We start from the raw sequence: 18,560 nt of genomic DNA, 5'->3' as shown, positions 1-18,560 counted from the left end.
ACCCACCTCCCCACCGCAATGATCCCCACCTACCTCACCCACCTCACCCACCTCCCACAACTCCCCAACGGCAAAACCGACACCACCCAACTCCCCCCACCCGAGGCGCTGGTGAGCGACCGCGTGCGGGTCGCCCCGCGCACGCCGGACGAGTTCGTACTGGCCGAACTCTGGTCCCAGGTGCTCGGAATCCAGGACGTCAGCGTCCAGGACGACTTCTACGAGATGGGCGGTGACTCCTTGCGCGCGGTCCAGGTGTTCCAGCTCCTCTCCGACGCCGGCTCCCCCGTCCCGCTCTCCGCACTGCTCGGCAACCACACGATCGAGCAGCTCGCGGCCCAGCTCGCCAGTGGCGGCGGTACCGATTCCGCCGAGGTCCGCGAGGCCCACGAGGCCCTCGCCCTCTGAACCCCGACCCCCGCACCCGTTCCGATACCGCCCGGCCCCCGGGCAGCCGAATGGAGAACTCCGCATGGCCACCGCACCAGTGAGCACCGAAACAGCGAGCGAGGTCCGTCCCACCACCGCCGGACTCGAACTCTTCCTGAAGGGGTTCACCGTCTTCCGCGCGGCGCAGAGGACCCACGCCATGGCGCCGGCCGACCTGGCCTCGTTCCAGGCGCTGTGGAACGACCTGGCACCCGACGAGAACCTGAACGACGGCGGTACGTACCGCACTCGCCGCTACGGCCGGATACGCGCCGAGGTCCAGGCCGGCGGGCCGGTGTTCACCGCGCTGCCGCACACCGTGTTCCAGCAGTCCGCCGAGCACATCCCGATCCACATGGGCAAGGCACGTCACTTCGAGCCCATCGCCCAGGAGAATCTCGCCCACCCGGCGCTGCTGACCCTCCTCGCCCACGGCCTGAAGCTGATCGGTTCGAGCGACAGCCGCAAGGAGTGGGAGATCGGCCTGCACATGGTGCGGACGGTCGCCGGCGAGAACCCGGGCCTGCCGACCCCCGAGGGCCGGCACCGCGACGGCCACGACTACGTGGGCATGCACCTGCTGGGCCGTCGCAACTGCGTCGGCGGCAACTCGATCGTCTACCGCGAAGGCCTGCCGGACACCACCCTGACGCTGCTGGCACCGCTCGACGGAATGATGGTCGTCGACGCCGCGGTGATGCACGAGGTGACCCCGATCGCCGCGACCTCCGGCCAGGGCACCCGCGACATGCTGCTCGTGGACTACAACGCGACCGGCGACGAGATGCGGGAGCCCCGGCCGTGAACCTGCCGAGCTCCGCCCCGCCGCAGGACGGTGCCGACCCGGTACCGCTGCTCCTCGAACTCGTACAGACGCCCTCCGTGTCGGGCGGCGAGTCGGCGGCCGCGCTGGCACTGGTCGACTGGCTGCGCCGGTCCGGCTTCGCCGCGCACGTCGACGAAGCCGGCAACGCAGTCGGTGAGATCGGCGGCGGGCCCGGGGACCCGGTGGTGATGCTGCTGGGCCACATCGACACGGTCCCCGGCATCCTGCCCGTCGAAGTCCGCGACGGGATCCTGCACGGCCGCGGCACCGTGGACGCCAAGGGCCCGCTGGCCACGTTCGCCTGGGCGGCGGCCCGCGCGGCCGCCGCCGGGGTCCGCGCCCGGATCCTGGTGGTCGGGGCCGTGGACGAGGAGCGCGAGTCGAGCGGCGCACTGCACCTGGCCGACCGGTACGCACCGGACGCCCTGGTGATCGGCGAGCCCAGCGGGGTCGACGGGGTGGTGCTCGGCTACAAGGGAATCCTCCGGCTGCGGTACGAGGTGGAGCGCCCGGCCGCGCACACCAGCAGCCCCGAGGAGAAGGCCACCGAGGTCGCCGCCGGCTTCTGGAACCTGCTCCGGGACCGGCTGGCCCGCCACCGGCCGGACGCGCCGTTCTTCGAGCAGGCATTGCCCGCCCTGGTCAAGATGGCCGGGGACATCGAGCGGGCCTCGCTCGACATCTCCGTCCGGCTGCCCCCGGGTTTCGACACCGACGGGCTGCTGGGCTGGCTCGACGAGCAGGCGAAGGGCGGCCATCTCACGGTCGTCGAGCGCACCGTGGCGGTCCGCTCACCGCGCACCGACCCGGTGGTGCGGGCACTGACCACCGCGATCCGGGGCCGCGGGCTGCGGCCCGTGCCCAAGGTGAAGCTCGGTTCGTCCGACATGAACGTGGTCTGGCCGCGCTGGCGCTGCCCGGTCGCCGCGTACGGACCGGGCGACGCCCACCTCGACCACACCGACCACGAGCACATAGACCTGCGCGACTACCGGCTCGCCATCGACATCCTGACCGACGCTCTCGGGCTCGTCGCCGAGTCCCTCGGCCGGGCCCCGGTGGGCGCCGACGAGAAAACAGGGGCCTTCCAATGACCGAATCCACCACCACAGCCACGCCCTGTCGTCCGGGCGACCCGGATGCGCCGCTCGCCGTGCTCCACTCCCGCATCCGCGTCGAGGAGCGCAAGCTCCTGGAGGAGCTCGACCGCCGCCGCGTCCCGTACGAACTGATCGACACCCGCACCGCGGCCTTCCGCCCCGACGCTCCCGCGCTGCCCTACCGGGGTGCGCTGAGCCGGGAGATCTCCCACACCCGCAATGTGTACGCGACCCGGCTGCTGGAGCACGCGGGGCTGACCGTGGTCAACAGCCACGACATCATCTCCACCTGCGGCGACAAGCTGCTGACGACGCTGCGGCTGCTGACGGCGGGCATCCCGACCCCGCGCGTGCTGGTCGGGCTGACGCCGGACGCGGCGCTGGAGGCCCTGGAGGGGTTCGGCTATCCGGTCGTCGCCAAGCCGCTCACCGGTTCCTGGGGCCGGCTCGGCGCCCGCCTGAAGGAGCGCGAGACGGCGGAGACGGTGCTGGAGCACAAGGGCGCGCTGACCGGCCCGCAGCACCAGATCACGTACATCCAGGAGTACATCGACAAGCCGGGCCGCGACATCCGGGCCTACGTGTTCGGCCGCGAGGTGGTCGGCGCGATCTACAAGTACTCGGACCACTGGCGCACCAACACCGCGCGCGGCGGCAGCCCCGTGGTGTGCCCGGTCACCCCTGACTTGGAAAAGCTGCTGGTGGCGACCGCCGAGGCGATGGGCGAGGGGGTGCTCGCCGTGGACCTCCTGGAGGGCCCGGACGGTGAGGTGTTCGTCAACGAGATCAACCACACGCCCGAGTTCCACGGTGCGATCGACGTGCTCGGCACGGGCATGGTCGGGCGCTACGTGGACTACGTCCTGAACCGGCTGGCCATCCGATGACGAACGAGGCGGACTCCGTGCACACCCACCACGCCCAAACCCGGGTCACCGCGATCGCACTGGCCGGCCCCACCCCGTGCGACGGCCGGCTGCTGGACGTGCCGGCCGGACAGTACGACTGGCTGCGGCTGCTCGTCACCATCGACGGCGCGGAGCAGCCCGCCGAGCTGGACGAGGAGGTGTGGCTGCACTACCGCGGCGGCGCCGACCCCGAATGGCTGCGGACCACCGGCACCACGGCCGACGGCCGGCGGACCGCCCGGATCCCCGTGACCCGCCGCGACGACCTGCTCGCGGTCCGGCTGCCCGTCCGGCCCGGGATCGCCGTGCACGCCGCCGACCTCACCGCCGACACACCCCCGACCACCGACCTCCCGATCGGAGCATGACCACCATGTCCAAGCTCGCCATGTTCGGCGGCACCCGCACGGTGACCGCCCAGGACGCGGACCCGTCACTGATCGGCTGGCCGGTGGTGACCGACGCGGAACGCGACTCGGCGCTGCGTGTCTTCGACAGCGGCCAGTTCACGTCGAACAACACCAACGGCGAGGTCCAGCTCCTGGAGCGGGAGTGGGCCGCGTACGTCGGCACCGCACACTGCGCGGCCGTCTCCAACGGCACCGCCGCCATCGAGCTGGCCCTCGCCGCGGCCGGGATCGAGAAGGGCGCCGAGGTGCTGGTGCCGGCGTTCACCTTCATCGCGAGCGCCATCGGCCCCGTCCAGCGCTCGCTGACCCCGGTGTTCGTGGACATCGACCCGGTCACCTTCTGCATGGACCCGGTGGCCGCCGAAGCCGCGATCACCCCGCGCACCAAGGCAATCGTGGTGGTGCACCTGCACGGCCTGCCCGCCGACATGACCGCCTTCCGGTCGCTCGCCGACCGCTACGGGCTGCTGCTCGTCGAGGACGCCGCCCAGGCCCACGCGGCGACCTACCGGGGGGCCCGTACCGGCTCGCTCGGCGACATCGCCACTTTCAGCCTCAACGTGGTCAAGAACCTGCCGACCTGCGGCGAGGGCGGGCTGGTCACCACCGACTCGGCTGACCTGCACCGCGAGGTGGAGCTGCGCCGCCAGTTCGGCGAGAAGCTCCAGGGCGCCAAGGAGCGCGACTACCGCTCGCGCATGCCGGCCGGCAACGAGAAACTCAGCGCCGTACAGGCCGCGTTCGCCCGCGCCCAGCTGGCCAGGCTCGACGAGTACCACGAGGCCCGCACCCGCAACGTGGCGGCCTTCCTGGACCGGGTCCGGCACCTGCCCGGCCTGCTGGTCCCGCACATCCCGGCCGACCGCACCCACGCCTGGCACATCCTGCGGCTGCGCTTCGACCCGGCCGCGATGGGCCATGCCGGGGTCGCTCCGGGTGCGCTGCGCTCGATCCTGCACCGCGCGCTGCGGGCCGAGGGCGTGCCCGCGCAGCCGTACCAGCTGGTGCCGCTGCCCGGTCAGCCCGCCTTCCGCGACCTGGGCCACCGCGCCGAGGACTTCCCGGTCACCTGCGAGGTCATCGAGGACTCGCTGACCCTGCAGCGCTGGCACCTCAACCCGGCCTCCGGCCCGGTGCTCCAGCGCATCGCGGACGGCTTCGAGAAGGTCTGGGGCCACCTGGACACGCTCGGCGCGGCCGCCGGCGGGCTGGACTACCGCCCCGTGTGGAAGACCGCGCAGAAGGCGGGTGTCTGAGATGACCACCGCACTCACCTCCCGGCCCACCGGGGAACTGGCCGAGCTCGTCCGGGAGCAGATCCTGGACATGGGTCTCAGCCCGCACGGTACCCACATCGGTGGCAGTCTCTCGGCTGCCGATGTGATGACGCTGCTCTACAACGAGGTGCTGCGGCTGCGTCCGGAGGAGCCCGAGTGGGCCGACCGGGACCGCTTCGTCCTCAGCAAGGGCCACGCCTCCGCGGCCCTGTACGCGGTGCTCGCCGCCCGCGGTTTCCTGCCCGTCGAGGAACTCGCCCAGTACGGGGTCTCGGGCGGCCGGCTGGCCGGTCACCCGCTGCGCCGGCTGCCCGGTGTGGAGTTCCCCTCGGGCTCGCTGGGCCACGGCCTGTCCCTCGGTGTCGGCAGTGCCGTCGCCGCGAAGCGCCAGGGCCGCCCCAGCCGGGTGTTCGTCCTGATGGGCGACGGGGAGATCCAGGAGGGCTCGGTGTGGGAGGCCGCGATGTCGGCCGCCCACCTGCGGCTGGACAACCTGGTCGGGATCGTGGACCGCAACCGGCTCCAGATCACCGGGCACACCGAGGAGCGGATGGGTCTGGAGCCGCTCGCCGACAAGTGGCGCAGTTTCGGCTGGGAGACCGTCGAGGTGGACGGGCACGACCTGGACGCCCTGCGCGCCGTGTTCGCCGCCCTGCCCGCCCCGTCGGGCCGGCCCACGATGGTGATCGCCGAGACGGTCAAGGGCAAGGGCGTCCCGCTGTTCGAGGACAAGAAGAAGTCGCACTCGGTCAAGCTCAGCCCGAATCTGCACCGGCGTGCGCTGGGCGGACTGCGGGCCCGTTCGAGGAGGAACCCGTGACCGTCGTCGAGGAAACACCTGCCGCTGTCGTGCCCGGGTGGCAGGAGCGGTACGCGGACGCCAGCCGCGACGTGTACCGCGCGACCCTGCTCGACCTGGCCAGGTCCGACCCGCGGATCTTCGCGGTGGACACGGACATGGGCGGCCTGGAGGACGGCTTCGAGGCCGAACTGCCCGGCCAGTACGTCAATGTGGGGATCGCCGAGGCGAACCTGATGGGCGTCAGTGCGGGGCTCGCCGCGGACGGCCTGGTGCCGTTCGCGAACACCATCGCCTCCTTCGCGGCGACCCGGGCCTGCGAGCAGGTGAAGGTGGACATCGCGGGGAACAACCTGCCGGTGCGCATCGTGGGCACCCACGGCGGCTTCTCCGCCGGGCACTACGGGCCCACCCACCACTCGCTGGAGGACGTGGCGATCCTGCGCACCCTGCCGAACCTGACGGTGGTGGTGCCGGCCGACGCGGCGGAGACCGAGTACGTCGTCCGCGCGATCGCCGACACCACCGCGTTCCCCGGCCCGGTGTACGTGCGGCTGGGGCGCAGTGCCACACCGCTGGTCCACCAAGGCCCGTACGCGTTCCGGATCGGCGAGGCGGACCTGCTGCGGCCGGGCGGCGACGTGACCCTCGTGGCGACAGGCCCCCTGCCGGTGTCCGAGGCGCTGGCCGCGGCCGGGCTGCTGGCCGCGCGCGGCATCGACGCCCGGGTGCTCAACATGCACACGGTCAAGCCGCTCGACGAAGAGGCCGTCCTGGCCGCGGCGCGGGAGACGGCCGGGCTGGTCACGGTCGAGGACTCGGTACTGGTCGGCGGCCTCGGCTCGGCAGTCACCGAGCTCACCTCCGAGCGGTGGCCGTGCCGGGTACGCCGGATCGGCGTACCGGACGGCTTCCACGACGTCGTCGGCAGCGAGCGCGAGCTGCTGACGCTGGCCGGGGTGTGCGCGGAGCGGATCGCCGAGGCCGCCGCGGACGTGGTGGTACGCCGCGGCTAGCGGCCGCCGCCCGCCCGGAGCGGGGCCCTGGGGAACGAGCGGCACAGCGCGAGGGCGGAGGCCACGAGGGTGCGGGGCATCAGGTAGGGCGCGACATCGGCCGCCCCACGGCCGAAGGTCAGCAGGTCCCCGCGTACCGGGTCCACGTCGACCGACTCCGCGTGAACCGCCAGCAGTTCGCGCCACCGCTCCACCCCGGAAGATGTCACCCAGGCGTCCGTGCCCAGGTGCAGGGAGGAGGGGCCGGCCCGCAGCGCACGGTCCGCCAGACCGGCGAACTCGTCCCCGCCCCGGGTGCGGTGGCAGGTGAGTACCGCGGCGATCCGGTGCTCGTCGGTGGCGAACCAGTCCACCAGGGGCGTGCCCGCGGGCAGGGTCCCGGTCGGGCACGGATGGGCGACGGGCGCGGGCGGCCCGGCGAGCAGCCGCTCCATCGTCACCTCCGACAGCGGCTTGTCGGGGTTGGGGAGGTAGCGCACGGTCCGGTAGCCGATCCGCGCGTACACCGGCGGATTGCCCCGCTCGACCACCGCGTCGAGCACCACCCGGTCCGCACCGGCGGCGGCGACGTCCGACTCCAGGGCGCGCACCAGGCGCCGGGCAAGACCGGTACCGAGGGCTTTGGGGGACACGCCGAGCCGGCCGACCTCCCAGGTGGTGGGGCCCTTGGGAAGCGCGCGGATGCTCCCGAGGAGTTCGCCGTCCGCACTCCGGGCGATCCACAGGCCGGCCCCGGCGGCCAGATCGGCCCGTACGTCCGCGGCGTTCTCGAAGGCGCCGTCCGGCCGCGGCAGTCCGGGCAGCGGATCCGCGTCGGCGAACGAGGCGCGGGTGACTTCCGCGATCTGCTCGGCGAGCCCGGCGGTGACGGTCGCCTCCGGGCCGAATCCCAAGAAGGCAATTCCTATCGCACTGTCAAGGAGGTTCATATGCCGAACCTAATGGATGTCGCACAACCTCAGGTGAGCCGAACGGTGTTCACCCCGGTGCCACTGGACGCCCTTTTCAATGGAAAAGGTGTTTCCGCACCGCGCCGCTGGCCGACGACCGGTGGTTTCAATGTGTGGGGCAATACCTTTCCGGCCGAGGGTTTCCCCGGCCGGGGCGGTGAGACCTTCGTCGAAGGTGTCCCCTACCTGCTGCCCGGCAAGGGCGGCGCCGCGGCCGCCGGTACCGCGATGGACAACATCCGCTGCCGCGGCCAGTACCTCGACGTGCCTGCCGGGGAGCACCGGTGGATCCATGTGCTGGGCGCCGCCGAGCGCCGCACCGAGGACGAACTGCTCGTCCACTACGCGGACGGCGCGGTGCGCCGCCAGTGGCTGCGGATCTCCGACTTCTGGCCGGAAACCGAGCAGCGCTTCGGGGAACTGCTCGCCTTCCGGACCCGCTATCTGATGTACCCCCGGCACTCCCAGCACAACATGCCGCCGTCCGTGTGGGCCCAGCGCGTCCCGGTCACCGTGCCCGGCACCGTGACCGCCGTGGAACTCCCGGACAACCCGGCCATGCACCTGTTCGCCATCACCCTGGAAACCCGGAAGACGGTGGAAGCATGAGGGTCGAGCTGCCCAACATCGCGCACTGGCGCCACGATCTGGGCCACTGCCTGCACACCACCATGGGTGTGCTGCTCCAGCACCACGGTCTGGACCCGCTCCAGGTGCTCGGCGCCAACTGGGGGTTCTTCCACCGGCCCGGCGACATCCGCCGCGAGGAGTACTACTTCCCGCTGCACCGGGAGGGCCTGCTGGAGAGCCTGGCTCCGCATCACCCCGTCCGGTCGCGCTGGCACTGGCCGAAGGACGCCGAGTCCGGCTGGCGGGAGGTCCGGGAGGCGGTGCTCGCCGGGAACGCCGTCGCGGCCGCGGCCGACAACTTCCACCTGCCGTTCCGCCCCGCCTACCGGGACGTGCACACCAACCACCTGCTCACGGTGTACGGCTTCGACGACGAGCGCGAGCTGGTGCTGATCTCCGACCCGGTGCCGCCCCGTTTCCAGGGCGCCATCCCGCTGGGCCAGTTCACCGACGCCCGTGACTCGGCCAACCCGGTGCTGCACGACCGCGACCTGTTCTTCACCGACAACCCGGTGGCCAACCGCTGGCTGGAGGTGGGTGTGACGGGCGAGGTCCCGCCGCACGACAGGGACTTCGTACGCGGCGTCCTCGCGGCCAACGACCGCGGCTTCGCCGCCGTCGGCACCGGCCCCGAGCTCTCCGGCCTGGCCGGCCAGCGGACCTTCCTCGACGAGCTGGCCGACCGGCTCGCCGACGGCGACGAGTCCGTGATCGACGAGGCGTTCATCGCCACCGGGGCCGTCCTCGCGATGACCGGCGTGCACGGCGACTACCTGGCGGCCACGGCCCGGGAGTTCGGCTCCCCGCTGTTGATGGAGGCCTCCCGCACGGTGGACCGCGTCGCGCACGCCTGGAGCGCGCTGCGCATCGACGTGGCGATGGCCCGTGAGGAACCGGCGAGCGCCGAGACCTCGGTACGCGACCGGGCCAAGCTGCTGCTCGCCGAGCAGGAGCTGGCCCTGGAGCGGCTGCGCGCGGCGGCCCGCACCCTCTGACCCCGGCACCCCTCCCCTGCTCGACCCGTCTTCCGAGAGGCCGAAATGACCGACGTAAAGATCCATTCGCTGCCCTCGCCCCTGCGTGCGGCCTTCACGGAAGCGGTGAACGACCGTGTCGCGGCCGGTGCCCGGGGCGACACGGTGCTCGGCCGTCCCGAGTGGCGGCTGCCCGAGCAGCTCGCCGGCCGACTGCGGCAATGGCTGGGCAGCCCGGACCCGGCCGACGGCTTCCGGGTGGTGCGCGGTCTGTTCGACAGCTTCGCCGCACCCGGCCCGACGCCCGCGCACTGGGCGCAGACCGACCCGGAGGACTCCGCCGCGTACGACGTGGCCCTCGCCTTGGCGGGCAGGCTGCTGGGCCGGGTGTTCGGCTGGAGCGACCAGCAGGACGGCCGGGTGGTCCACAACATCCTGCCCAGCCGGGGTTACGAGGAGATGCAGGTCGGCGCGAGCAGCACCGTCCCGCTCACCTGGCACACCGAGGACGGGTTCCACCCGGAGCGGGCCGATCTGCTGCTGCTGGCCTGCGTCCGCAACCCCGACAGCGTGGGCACGCTGCTGGCCGGAATCCGCCGTGCCCCGTTGTCGCCCGAGGCGGTCGGCCAGCTGCGCAGGCCGCTGCTGGTGATCGAACCCGACGACAGCTACGAGGACGACGACGCGGCCCAGGAGCAGCGGATCGGGATGGCGACCCTGTGGGACGGGGACAACGGTCTGGGGGTCCGGTACGACCCCAGTTACACCGTGCCGCTGACCGCGGACCCGGCGTTCTCCGCCGCTTACCGGCAATTGGGGGACGCCTTCGAGAAGTGTGCGTTCGTCGTCCCGCTGGAGCCGGGCGACCTCTTGATGGTGGACAACAACGCGGTGGTGCACGGGCGGATCGCATTCCGTCCCCGTTACGACGGCACCGACCGCTGGCTCAAGCGGGTGCTGGTCCGCGCGCAGAGTGTCCGGCCGCTCGGTGAACTGCTCGAGCACGGATACCACCAGCACCGGACCGACCCCGAGAACCGGTCGGTCGCGGCCGGGGTCTGAAGGGGACTTTGTCAGTTTGCCACCCCGATTCAGGGCCGAACTGACAAGGAATCACCCGCGTGTTGGCTGCGCCGGCGCCCCTCTGGCTAGGTTCGGCTCACGGAAGCGGCATCCGGAGCTTCCGTGCGAAGGAGGGCCCGTGGACGGGCTGCCGCCCGGACGCCGGGCCGATGCCGAGAGAACGAGAATGACGACCGAACCACTCAGACAGCTGGTCTCCGAGGGTGTCTCCCTGTGGCTGGAGGGGGCCGACCACCGCCAGTTCTCCTCCGGGGAACTGGCGGACTGCGTCTCGGCGCACCGCATCAGCGGGATCGACTACGCCCCGGACGTGACGTCGGGCCTGCTCGACCGCGGCGACTACCGGGCCAGTCTGCGAGAGCTGTCCTCGTACGGTGCGGGCCCGGCGGAGGCGGCGCGCACGCTGACCGCCCGCGACGTCCGGACGGCCTGCGACATGCTGCTGCCGGTGTGGGAGCGCACCCGGGGCGCCGAAGGACAGGTGTGCGCGGCGATCGGCCACACCCATGACGTACCGGGGGCACTGGCCGAGGCGCGTGCGCTGCACTGGGCGGTGGACCGGCCGAACCTGCTGGTACGGCTGCCCGCGGATCCGGTGGGCCTGGCCTCGGCCGGCGACTGTCTCGCCGAGGGCATCGGCGTGGCGTTCGGTCCCGTGTACAGCGCCGCGCGCTACGAACTGGTCCTCGAAACCTGGCTGCTGGGCCTGGAGCGGGCCGTGGCCGCCGGGCTCGCCCCGGGCCGGATCCCGGCCGCGGTGCGGATACCGGTGAGCGAGATCGACGCCGCGGTGCGCACCCTGCTGAGCGCGCACACCGGGCGGACCGCGGAGGCGCTGCGCGGCCGGGTGGCCATCGCGGTGGCCCGGTTGGTCTTCTCCGCGTACGAGCGGCGGCTGGACGGTGCGCGCTGGCGGGAGCTGGTCAGGGCCGGGGCCCGGCCGCACCGGTTGGTGTGGTCCTTCGGCTCAGCGGCCGCGGGCCGTCTCGCCGGTGGCCTGGTGGCCGAGGGAACCGTGCAGTCGCTGACCGCCGAGGGGATGGCGACCCTGTCCGCGACGGTGGTGCCGATGGAGGGCGACACCCTGTCGGGCCGGGTGCACAGCGCCCGGGAGGACCTCGAACTGCTGGCCGGTCTGGGTGTGGACTGGGAGCAGCGGGCCGAGGAGCTGGGCAGCGAGTCCCCGCACCGCCAGAACGCTGCCTGGCGCGAGTTGGTGGACGCGGTGGGGCGGGTCATCGAGCAGCAGGTCGGCCGGTGACCCCGTCGGAGTCACCGGCCTTGCCCTCGCAGGCGCGCCGGCCGTCGTTCCCCCGGGGACGGGGGTCAGCCCGGAACCGCCGCGAGGGTCTGCTCGCGGCCCGGGAACCCGGTGTCCGAAAGGCTGAGCAGCGGAGCCGACTTGACCGCGGTCTCCTCGAACTCGGCCTCCGGCCCGGACAGGGCCACGATGGCACCGCCGATCCCGTACCGGACGCGCCCCGGGGTCATCACCAGGGTGCGGATGACGATGCTCAGATCGGCCGCGCCGGAGAGCGAGAAGTAGCCGATGGAGCCCGCGTACACCCCGCGCGGACCGGCTTCGAGCCGGTCGATGAGCTGCATGGTGCGCAGCTTGGGGGCACCGGTCATGGAGCCGCCGGGGAAGGCGGCGCGGACGCAGTCCACGGCGTTCAGCTCGGGCCTCAACCGGGCCCGTACGGTGCTGACGAGCTGGTGGACGGTCGCGTACGTCTCCACCCGGAAGATGTCGTCGGCCTCGACCGATCCGGTACGGGCACAGCGGCCCAGGTCGTTGCGGACCAGGTCGACGATCATCAGGTTCTCGCTGCGGTCCTTCTCGCAGCCGGCCAGCTCGTGGCGGATCTCCGCGTCCTCGGCGGGGGTGGCCCCGCGCGGCCTGGTGCCTTTGATGGGCCGCGATTCGGCGTACCCGTCGGCGTCCACCCGCAGGAACCGCTCGGGCGAGGTGCTGAGCACCGAGACCTCCCCGAAGGTGAGCAGTGCGCCGAAGGGGGCCGGGTGGCTGCGGCGCAGCTGCCGGTACGTCTGCCAGGGGTCGGGCGAGCCGTCCGCCTCGGCCATGTTGGTCAGGCAGACCTCGTACGTCTCACCGGCCGCGATCTCCTGCTGGCAGGTGTCGATGAGCGCGAGATAGCTGTCCCTGTCGTGGCGCAGCCGCAGTCCGGTGAGCGGCTGCTGCGGCAGCGGCTCGGGCAGCGCCCGGCCCGCGAGGGCACGCAGCCGGTCGGCGGTGGCGTTCAGCCAGTCTCGGGCGGTGGCCTCGTCGCCCTCTTCGGCGAGGGCCAGCAGATAGGTGGTGCCGGTGTGGTGGTCGAGGACCACCGCCCGGTCGGCGAAGACCATGACGGCGTCGGGCTGTTCGGCGCGGTGGGCCTGGTCGCCTCCGCACTGTGCCTTGAGTTCGTAGCCGAGGTAGCCCACCCAGCCGAGGGCGAACCCGAAGGGCAGCTCGGGGACCTGGACCTCGCGGGACTTCAGGTCGCGGTCGATCCAGTCGAGGAAGTGCTCGACCACGATCTGGCCGCAGCTGCCGCCGGCGCCGGTCACGGTGACGGTGCCGCTGGCCACGTCCCCCGTGGCGACCCGGGCCAGTGGTCCCTGTGCGTCGCCCATGAAGGAGAACCGGCCGGCGCTGTCCGTGCGGCTGCTGTCCAGCCAGAAGGTGCGGGCGCTGCCTTCGAACAGTTCGGCGAAGGCGGCCTCGTCGTCCCAGCGGGTGGTGAGGAAGTCGGCGAGGACGCGCAGTCGGGGACGGGGCACGGCCGGCGCATCGGTGCGAGGGGCGGGTGCATCGGCCCGGGGCCGCACGGGAGCAGGACGGGCCGGACGGCGGCCGCCCGTTCGGTCGTGGTGCTCGGTGGCCAGCCGCTGGAAGTTGCGTACGAGGTCGTGGCCGTGGTGGGTGGAGATGGACTCGGGGTGGAACTGGACGCCCCAGCGCGGCAGTTCGCGGTGGCGCAGCCCCATCACCAGTCCGTCGTCGCTCCAGGCGGTGGCCTCCAGTTCGGCGGGCAGGCCGGTGACGGTGAGCGAGTGGTAGCGCACCACTTCGAACGGGGAGGGCAGCCCGGCGAACAGGCCGGTGCCGTCGTGCAGCACGGGCGAGGTGCGGCCGTGCCGGGGTTCGGCGGCCCGGACCACTCGTCCGCCGTGGGCGTGGGCGAGTCCTTGGTGGCCCAGGCAGACACCGAGCAGCGGCAGGTCGCCGTGGTCGAGGATGCTCCGGCAGATCCCGAAGTCCGCCGGGCGCTCCGGAGTGCCGGGCCCCGGCGAGAGCACCACGGCGTCGAACCCGTCGAGCAGGTCCGGGCTCCAGTCCTTCTCGTCGTTGCGGATCACCACGGGCTCGCGGCCGGTGGCCCCGGCGATCTGGTGGAAGAGGTTGTAGGTGAAGGAGTCGTAGTTGTCGACGAGCAGGGTGCGCACAAGGACCTCGCTGGGGGGCGGCAGGAGCTGACGGGTGGGGGGAACCTGGCGGGGGCCTCGGCCGAAGGCCGCGGCAGACGGCAGGCACGGCACGGCACCGCACGCGGCAGAAGGCAGGCAGAACGCGGCACGCGCACGGCACGCAGGCACGGCACGCGGCACGGCATGCGGCACGCAGGCAAGTCGCTCAGGCAAGTCGCTCAGGCGGCCGGGACGATCTCCAGCAGCAGGTGCTCGACGGGGCACGCGCCTTCCTGCACGACGGCGGACTGCAGGGTCCGCAGCTCCCGGCCGGTCTCGGCGGCCATGGCGTGCAGGGCGTCCAGGTCGCCGCGCGAGCTGAAGTGCAGCAGTGCGGAGCCACCGGGGGCGAGCCGGTCCGGGGCCTCGGCGAGGAAGCGGCGGTGGGCGGCGTAACCGGGGTCCACGTACGCCATGTCGTGGACCGAGCCGTAGACGTGCCCGGCCGGGGCGAGCACGTAGTTCGAGCTCCAGAAGACGAGGTCGAAGCGCTCGGCGGGGTCGAGAGCGTCGAACAGGTCGCTGCGCACCGCCTCGACCCGGTCGGTCAGTCCGTGGCGCTCCGCGTTGAGCCGGGCGTTGGCCACGGCCTGCGGGCTGATGTCGGAGGCGACCACCCGCTCACAGCCGGCCAGGGCCCCCATGACGGCGATGACCCCGGTGCCGCAGCCGATCTCCAGCATGGAGCCGCGCCGGGGGGTGGTCCAGCTCTCGGTCCAGCCGAGGAAGTCGAGGGCGATGCCGGTGGAGGGCGAGTAGGTGGGGCAGAACACCTCGTCGAGCAGATTCCACTGACGGCCGCGCAGGTCGAACTCCCGGGGGCGGTCGGTCCTGGTACGGGATACGGCGCTCCGGGCCAGCGAGCGCTCGTAGTCCCTCACTTCGGGCGTCGGCTCGGGGACTCGCGCCGGAATTTCGGGTGCTTTCGCGGGAATTCCCCCGCTGAGCGGCGCGGAGATCGACGGATACGAAGCCGGAACCCGGGTCTGCTGCATACGCTGATTGCCCCCTTGTGGCATTCTGCACGGCATTTGTGTTCGGCCCCTGCCGGGGCCGGATGCCAGAAGTCTGGTTCGGGGGGACGCCCTTACGGAAGGTGAGCATCAACCCACCCGGCGCCCGGAAGTGGTGCCGGGACCACCGCCTCCCCACTCCAAAGTCAAGTATTTCGCCCAAAGAAGACCTCCATACGGAATCTATAAATCCGGTTTCCGGTACGGATTGTTGACGATTGACCGTGGACAGCGAGTTCGCCTAGATTCTCGGGACCGGGACCGCCATGGACCAATCCATTATCTGGAGGGCGAAAAGTGGCGCTGGACGCCGTCTCCACCGAGGCCAGTGCCCTGGCCGTGCTCCAACTCCTCGCGCGCGAGGCCCCCGCCTCCGCCTACGAGGAAATCGCCGCCTCCGCCCGCAATGCCGACGCCACCCCCGCGGAACTGGCCGCCGTGGACAAGGCCCTGGAGCACGCCGCCGTGGTGCGTGCCCAACTCGGCCGCCGCCAGCAGCGCGAGGCGAGCCTCTCCGCCCTCGTCGACACCGCCCGGGACCTGACCGTTCCGTTCGACCTCGACATCCTGCTCAAGATGATCACCCGCCGCGCCCGGTTGCTGCTCAACGTCGACATGGCGTACATCAGCTTCTACGACGACTCCGAGAGCGACGGCTACGTCCGCACCGCCGACGGCCACGCGACCGCGCTGACCGTGGGATTCCGGGTACCCCGCCTGGGCGGGCTCGGCAGCGCGACGCGCAGCAACAGCGCACCGTTCTGGACCCCCGACTACATGTCGGACGAACGCATCACCCACCATCCGGTGATCGACGAGGTGGTGCGCGCCGAAGGCCTGCACGCCATCCTCGCCGTCCCGCTGGGCGCACACGGCACCTCCTTCGGTGTCCTGTACTCCGCCGACCGCAACGTCCGCCACTTCACGCCCGAGGAGGTCTCCCTGATGACCTCGCTCGGCGACCTCGCCAGCGTGGCCATCGACAAGGCCCAACTGCACCATCGGGCCCGCATCGAGATCACCGAGCTGGAGCAGTACAGCTCCAGGGCCAAGTCCCACCTGGCCTCGGCCCACCGCATCAACGAGATCCACCAGCGCATGATCGACCTGCTGCTGAAGGGGGACGGCCTGAGTGCGCTGACCGACCTCACCGCCGAGGCCCTCGGCGGCACCGTCGCCGTCCTCGACCCCCGCAGCCGGGTCCTGGCAGCCACCGGAGACCTGTCCGCCGGCATACCCCCCGACGTGGCCGGAGCCATGCACGCCCAGGTCTCCGACGAACCGGTGTGCCTGGCCAACGGCGGCTGGCTCGCCCCGGTCACCGCCGGCACGGAGAGACTCGGCTGCATCCTGCTGCACAGCACCGCCACCCTCGACGAGGACGAACTGCGCCTGCTGCAACTGAGCGTCGGAACCACCGGCGTGCTGCTGCTCATGGAACGCAACACCGCGGTGGCCGAGAGCCAGGTGCGCGACGAGTTCTGCGACGCCCTGCTCAGCACCCCGCTGCGGCCCCTGCCCCAGCTCCGTGACCGGGCCAGGATCCTCGGCATCGACCTGGAGCGCCCGTACGCCGTGGTGGCCATCCGCCCCGAGGGCGGCTCCCAGGGCCGCGCCGTCGTATGGGCCTCCTCGCACGCCCTGGTCTCCGGTGGCCTGTGCAGCGTGCGCAGCGACAGCATCATCCTGCTGCTGCCCTCCGAGAACCCCGGAGCCACCGCCCGCCAGGTCTCGCAAGAACTCTCTCCGCTGCTCGGCCATCCCGTGACGGTCGGCGCGGCGGGTCCCACGAGCCGTGTCGAGGACTTCCAGCCGGCCTACGCCGAAGCGCTCCGCTGCCTCAGCGCCCTGGGCGCCATCGGCGGCACCGGCTCCAGCGCGTCCGCGAAGGAGCTCGGTTTCCTCGGGCTGCTGCTGGGTGACCACCACAGCGTGCAGGACTACGTCACGCAGACCATCGGCCCTGTCATCGACTACGACACCCACCGGTTCACCAACCTCGTCCAGACCCTGGAGGCGTACTTCGAAGCGGGCAGCAGCCCCACGTACGCCGCCGAGGCCCTGCACGTCCATCCCAACACCGTGTCCCGCCGCCTGGAGCGGATGACCGCGCTGCTCGGCGACAGCTGGCAGGAGCCGGCCAGGGCCTTGGAGGTCCAGCTCGCACTGCGGCTGCACCGCACCCGAGACACCCTCGGCGGCGGCAACGGCCCGCAGAGCAGGCCGTTTTGAGGGCGGCCGCACCGAAGCGGCGTCCCTCCTCCTCTTCGCTCTACGCCGTACGCCGACGGCCCACGTAGCTGCGGGCGTCGAGGAAGGCGCTGCGCCTGTCCGGGGCACCGTGGCCGACGAAACCGGCCCCGGCGTCCCCGAACTCGTTCCCGTGCCCCATCCCCTGGCCGTACCCGTGGCCCGCGCTCATCCGCTCCGCGGTGACCGCCGTCATCGCCGCGGTGGCCTGCGCCACCGAGGCCAGCGTCACGTGCCGGTGCCAGCCCTGGAACGAGCGCCCTTCGAAGTCCCGCATGCCCACCCGGTCCGACAGCTCGATCGCCCCGTTCTCGATCCGGCGCGACAGCCGCCCCAGCCGCATGAGCAGGGCGAGCGGCGCGCTGGTCATGTCGGTCAGCCAGTACCGCTCCGCCCGCCGCCGGGCGTCCGACCACTCCCCCACCAACAGCAGCGGCCTGCGCCCCGCCGTCCGCCGCCGCGCACCGGCGGTGCCCGCGGCCCCGGTGCTCTCCGGCAGTTCCACCTGCAGGGCGGCCACGAAGCTGTTCCTGACGGTGCGCTCGGCGCGGTCCTCGAACCGGACCGGCCGGCGCAGCATCCCCGCCGCGTCCATGATCCGCCCGGCCTGGACCGGCTCCCCGGCCACCCCGGGCAGCTGGGGGTCGGTGACGTGCAGCGCCGTCGTGGCGGACACCTCCATCATGAACGGCATCCCGGCCGCCTCCAGCCACCTCGGGATCAGCTCCTCCGAGCCCGCCACCGCGTCCATCACGACCGGCAGCCGACGCACCGCGCGGGTCCGGGCGACGTCCATGACGGCCTGGGCCGCGCAGCCCGCCAGCGTGGTCTCCTCCGGCAGGTGCAGGGCCCAGCTCACCGGGACGCTCGCCTCCTCGGAGGCGGCCCAGGCTCCGTACGCCTGCTGCCCGTTGACCATGTGCCCCGACTCGGGGTCGAAGCGCCGCTCCACGCCCACGGAGTGCACGCCCGACTTCGGGATCACCATCGGCTTCACCACCCAGGCCTGCAGCTTGAGCATCCCGTCGAGCTGGGCGGCGAGGTTCGCCCGGACGGAATCCCAGTCCCAGGTGGAGCAGGAGATGAAGTGGTGCAGACTCTGCTCCCCGGCCGGCATCCCGGCGTGCGCGGCGATGTTCCGCATGGTCTTGCGTCCACGGGCGGTGAGGAGCCCCCGTACGTACAGTTCGGCCTTGCGCCGCTGGTCGGCCCTCGGCAGCGCGTCGAAGAGCGTCTGGCACAACTGGCCGACCAGCTCCGGTGCCGTCCGGTCGGTCTGTGAGCGCGTGAACTGCACGAGCTGCGATCCCATGAGATCTCGCCCTCCCTCTCGGTCGGTGGCGGTACCCCCAGAGCGTCTCCCAGGGGCGGGCACCGCCACGAGGGCCGGCCGTCACACACCGGAGCCGGGGGGTGGTGGTCCG

Annotated in this window: 17 protein-coding genes; 13 read left to right on the top strand and 4 right to left on the bottom strand. The window is 72.2% G+C overall.

Features of this window, described 5'->3' with window-relative positions:
• From ACFWVV_RS36670 to ACFWVV_RS36635, 8 genes are all read left to right on the top strand, one after another.
• The coding region (locus ACFWVV_RS36670) for a phosphopantetheine-binding protein (protein ID WP_384358294.1) at positions 1–408 on the top strand (408 nt) is incomplete at its 5' end.
• A gap of 64 nt (positions 409–472) precedes the next feature.
• The gene (locus tag ACFWVV_RS36665; RefSeq protein ID WP_384358292.1) at positions 473–1,234 is read left to right on the top strand and encodes a 2OG-Fe dioxygenase family protein; all 762 of its coding nucleotides are present in this window, start codon (positions 473–475) and stop codon (positions 1,232–1,234) included.
• A complete protein-coding gene (locus ACFWVV_RS36660) occupies positions 1,231–2,349 on the top strand; it encodes a [LysW]-lysine hydrolase (RefSeq protein WP_384358290.1) in 1,119 nt (372 codons plus the stop codon). The genes ACFWVV_RS36665 and ACFWVV_RS36660 overlap by 4 nt, the downstream gene beginning before the upstream one ends.
• Entirely contained in the window at positions 2,346–3,242 is an 897-nt protein-coding gene (lysX, locus tag ACFWVV_RS36655; protein WP_384358288.1) for a lysine biosynthesis protein LysX, read from the top strand. The genes ACFWVV_RS36660 and lysX overlap by 4 nt, the downstream gene beginning before the upstream one ends.
• Positions 3,239–3,631: a hypothetical protein gene (locus ACFWVV_RS36650; RefSeq protein ID WP_384358286.1), complete on the top strand. Its 393-nt coding sequence runs from the start codon at positions 3,239–3,241 to the stop codon at positions 3,629–3,631. Before lysX ends, ACFWVV_RS36650 begins: the two co-directional genes overlap by 4 nt.
• Positions 3,628–4,929: a DegT/DnrJ/EryC1/StrS family aminotransferase gene (locus tag ACFWVV_RS36645; protein ID WP_384358284.1), complete on the top strand. Its 1,302-nt coding sequence runs from the start codon at positions 3,628–3,630 to the stop codon at positions 4,927–4,929. Before ACFWVV_RS36650 ends, ACFWVV_RS36645 begins: the two co-directional genes overlap by 4 nt.
• A 1-nt stretch (position 4,930) precedes the next feature.
• Positions 4,931–5,770, top strand: a complete 840-nt coding sequence (locus ACFWVV_RS36640) for a transketolase (protein ID WP_384358282.1) — start codon at positions 4,931–4,933, stop codon at positions 5,768–5,770.
• Entirely contained in the window at positions 5,767–6,765 is a 999-nt protein-coding gene (locus ACFWVV_RS36635; RefSeq protein WP_384358280.1) for a transketolase family protein, read from the top strand. The genes ACFWVV_RS36640 and ACFWVV_RS36635 overlap by 4 nt, the downstream gene beginning before the upstream one ends.
• Here ACFWVV_RS36635 and ACFWVV_RS36630 read toward each other — a convergent pair.
• The gene (locus ACFWVV_RS36630) at positions 6,762–7,694 is read right to left on the bottom strand and encodes a GNAT family N-acetyltransferase (RefSeq protein WP_384358278.1); all 933 of its coding nucleotides are present in this window, start codon (positions 7,692–7,694) and stop codon (positions 6,762–6,764) included. The genes ACFWVV_RS36635 and ACFWVV_RS36630 overlap by 4 nt on opposite strands.
• Here ACFWVV_RS36630 and ACFWVV_RS36625 point away from each other — a divergent pair, their 5' ends adjacent.
• The 4 genes from ACFWVV_RS36625 (at position 7,695) to ACFWVV_RS36610 (ending at position 11,663) form a co-directional block, all read left to right on the top strand.
• Entirely contained in the window at positions 7,695–8,324 is a 630-nt protein-coding gene (locus tag ACFWVV_RS36625; RefSeq protein WP_384358276.1) for a hypothetical protein, read from the top strand.
• Positions 8,321–9,340, top strand: coding sequence for a BtrH N-terminal domain-containing protein (locus ACFWVV_RS36620; protein WP_384358274.1), 1,020 nt, complete (start codon positions 8,321–8,323; stop codon positions 9,338–9,340). The genes ACFWVV_RS36625 and ACFWVV_RS36620 overlap by 4 nt, the downstream gene beginning before the upstream one ends.
• Before the next feature lie 45 nt (positions 9,341–9,385).
• Positions 9,386–10,381 (top strand): TauD/TfdA family dioxygenase, encoded by a 996-nt coding sequence (locus ACFWVV_RS36615; RefSeq protein WP_384358272.1) that lies wholly within the window; start codon positions 9,386–9,388, stop codon positions 10,379–10,381.
• Between the two features lie 187 nt (positions 10,382–10,568).
• Positions 10,569–11,663: a transaldolase family protein gene (locus ACFWVV_RS36610; protein ID WP_384358270.1), complete on the top strand. Its 1,095-nt coding sequence runs from the start codon at positions 10,569–10,571 to the stop codon at positions 11,661–11,663.
• Between the two features lie 65 nt (positions 11,664–11,728).
• Here ACFWVV_RS36610 and pabB read toward each other — a convergent pair whose 3' ends face one another.
• Positions 11,729–13,852 carry an aminodeoxychorismate synthase component I gene (pabB, locus tag ACFWVV_RS36605; RefSeq protein ID WP_384358268.1) on the bottom strand — a complete coding sequence of 708 codons (2,124 nt, stop codon included), beginning with the start codon at positions 13,850–13,852 and terminating at the stop codon, positions 11,729–11,731.
• 200 nt (positions 13,853–14,052) lie between these two features.
• On the bottom strand, positions 14,053–14,868 hold the full coding sequence (locus ACFWVV_RS36600; protein WP_384358266.1) for a methyltransferase domain-containing protein: 816 nt from the start codon (positions 14,866–14,868) through the stop codon (positions 14,053–14,055).
• A gap of 315 nt (positions 14,869–15,183) precedes the next feature.
• Between ACFWVV_RS36600 and ACFWVV_RS36595 the strand changes: the two genes are divergently transcribed.
• Positions 15,184–17,118 carry a helix-turn-helix domain-containing protein gene (locus ACFWVV_RS36595; RefSeq protein WP_384358264.1) on the top strand — a complete coding sequence of 645 codons (1,935 nt, stop codon included), beginning with the start codon at positions 15,184–15,186 and terminating at the stop codon, positions 17,116–17,118.
• Between the two features lie 40 nt (positions 17,119–17,158).
• Here ACFWVV_RS36595 and ACFWVV_RS36590 read toward each other — a convergent pair whose 3' ends face one another.
• Entirely contained in the window at positions 17,159–18,448 is a 1,290-nt protein-coding gene (locus ACFWVV_RS36590; RefSeq protein WP_384358262.1) for an IS701 family transposase, read from the bottom strand.
• Between the last annotated feature and the right edge of the window lie 112 nt (positions 18,449–18,560).

The organism is Streptomyces sp. NPDC058663, from assembly GCF_042716745.1.
GTDB lineage: Bacteria > Actinomycetota > Actinomycetes > Streptomycetales > Streptomycetaceae > Streptomyces.
This window is presented reverse-complemented; position numbering and strand designations above follow the sequence as displayed.

Bases quoted from the DNA above. Each gene is read 5' to 3' on its own strand.
- ACFWVV_RS36665 (WP_384358292.1), top strand. From the start codon at position 473: ATGGCCACCGCACCAGTGAGCACCGAAACAGCGAGCGAGGTCCGTCCC.
- lysX (WP_384358288.1), top strand. From the start codon at position 2,346: ATGACCGAATCCACCACCACAGCCACGCCCTGTCGTCCGGGCGACCCG.
- ACFWVV_RS36650 (WP_384358286.1), top strand. From the start codon at position 3,239: ATGACGAACGAGGCGGACTCCGTGCACACCCACCACGCCCAAACCCGG.
- ACFWVV_RS36645 (WP_384358284.1), top strand. From the start codon at position 3,628: ATGACCACCATGTCCAAGCTCGCCATGTTCGGCGGCACCCGCACGGTG.
- ACFWVV_RS36640 (WP_384358282.1), top strand. From the start codon at position 4,931: ATGACCACCGCACTCACCTCCCGGCCCACCGGGGAACTGGCCGAGCTC.
- ACFWVV_RS36630 (WP_384358278.1), bottom strand. From the start codon at position 7,694: ATGAACCTCCTTGACAGTGCGATAGGAATTGCCTTCTTGGGATTCGGC.
- ACFWVV_RS36625 (WP_384358276.1), top strand. From the start codon at position 7,695: ATGCCGAACCTAATGGATGTCGCACAACCTCAGGTGAGCCGAACGGTG.
- ACFWVV_RS36620 (WP_384358274.1), top strand. From the start codon at position 8,321: ATGAGGGTCGAGCTGCCCAACATCGCGCACTGGCGCCACGATCTGGGC.
- ACFWVV_RS36615 (WP_384358272.1), top strand. From the start codon at position 9,386: ATGACCGACGTAAAGATCCATTCGCTGCCCTCGCCCCTGCGTGCGGCC.
- ACFWVV_RS36610 (WP_384358270.1), top strand. From the start codon at position 10,569: ATGACGACCGAACCACTCAGACAGCTGGTCTCCGAGGGTGTCTCCCTG.
- ACFWVV_RS36600 (WP_384358266.1), bottom strand. From the start codon at position 14,868: ATGCAGCAGACCCGGGTTCCGGCTTCGTATCCGTCGATCTCCGCGCCG.
- ACFWVV_RS36590 (WP_384358262.1), bottom strand. From the start codon at position 18,448: ATGGGATCGCAGCTCGTGCAGTTCACGCGCTCACAGACCGACCGGACG.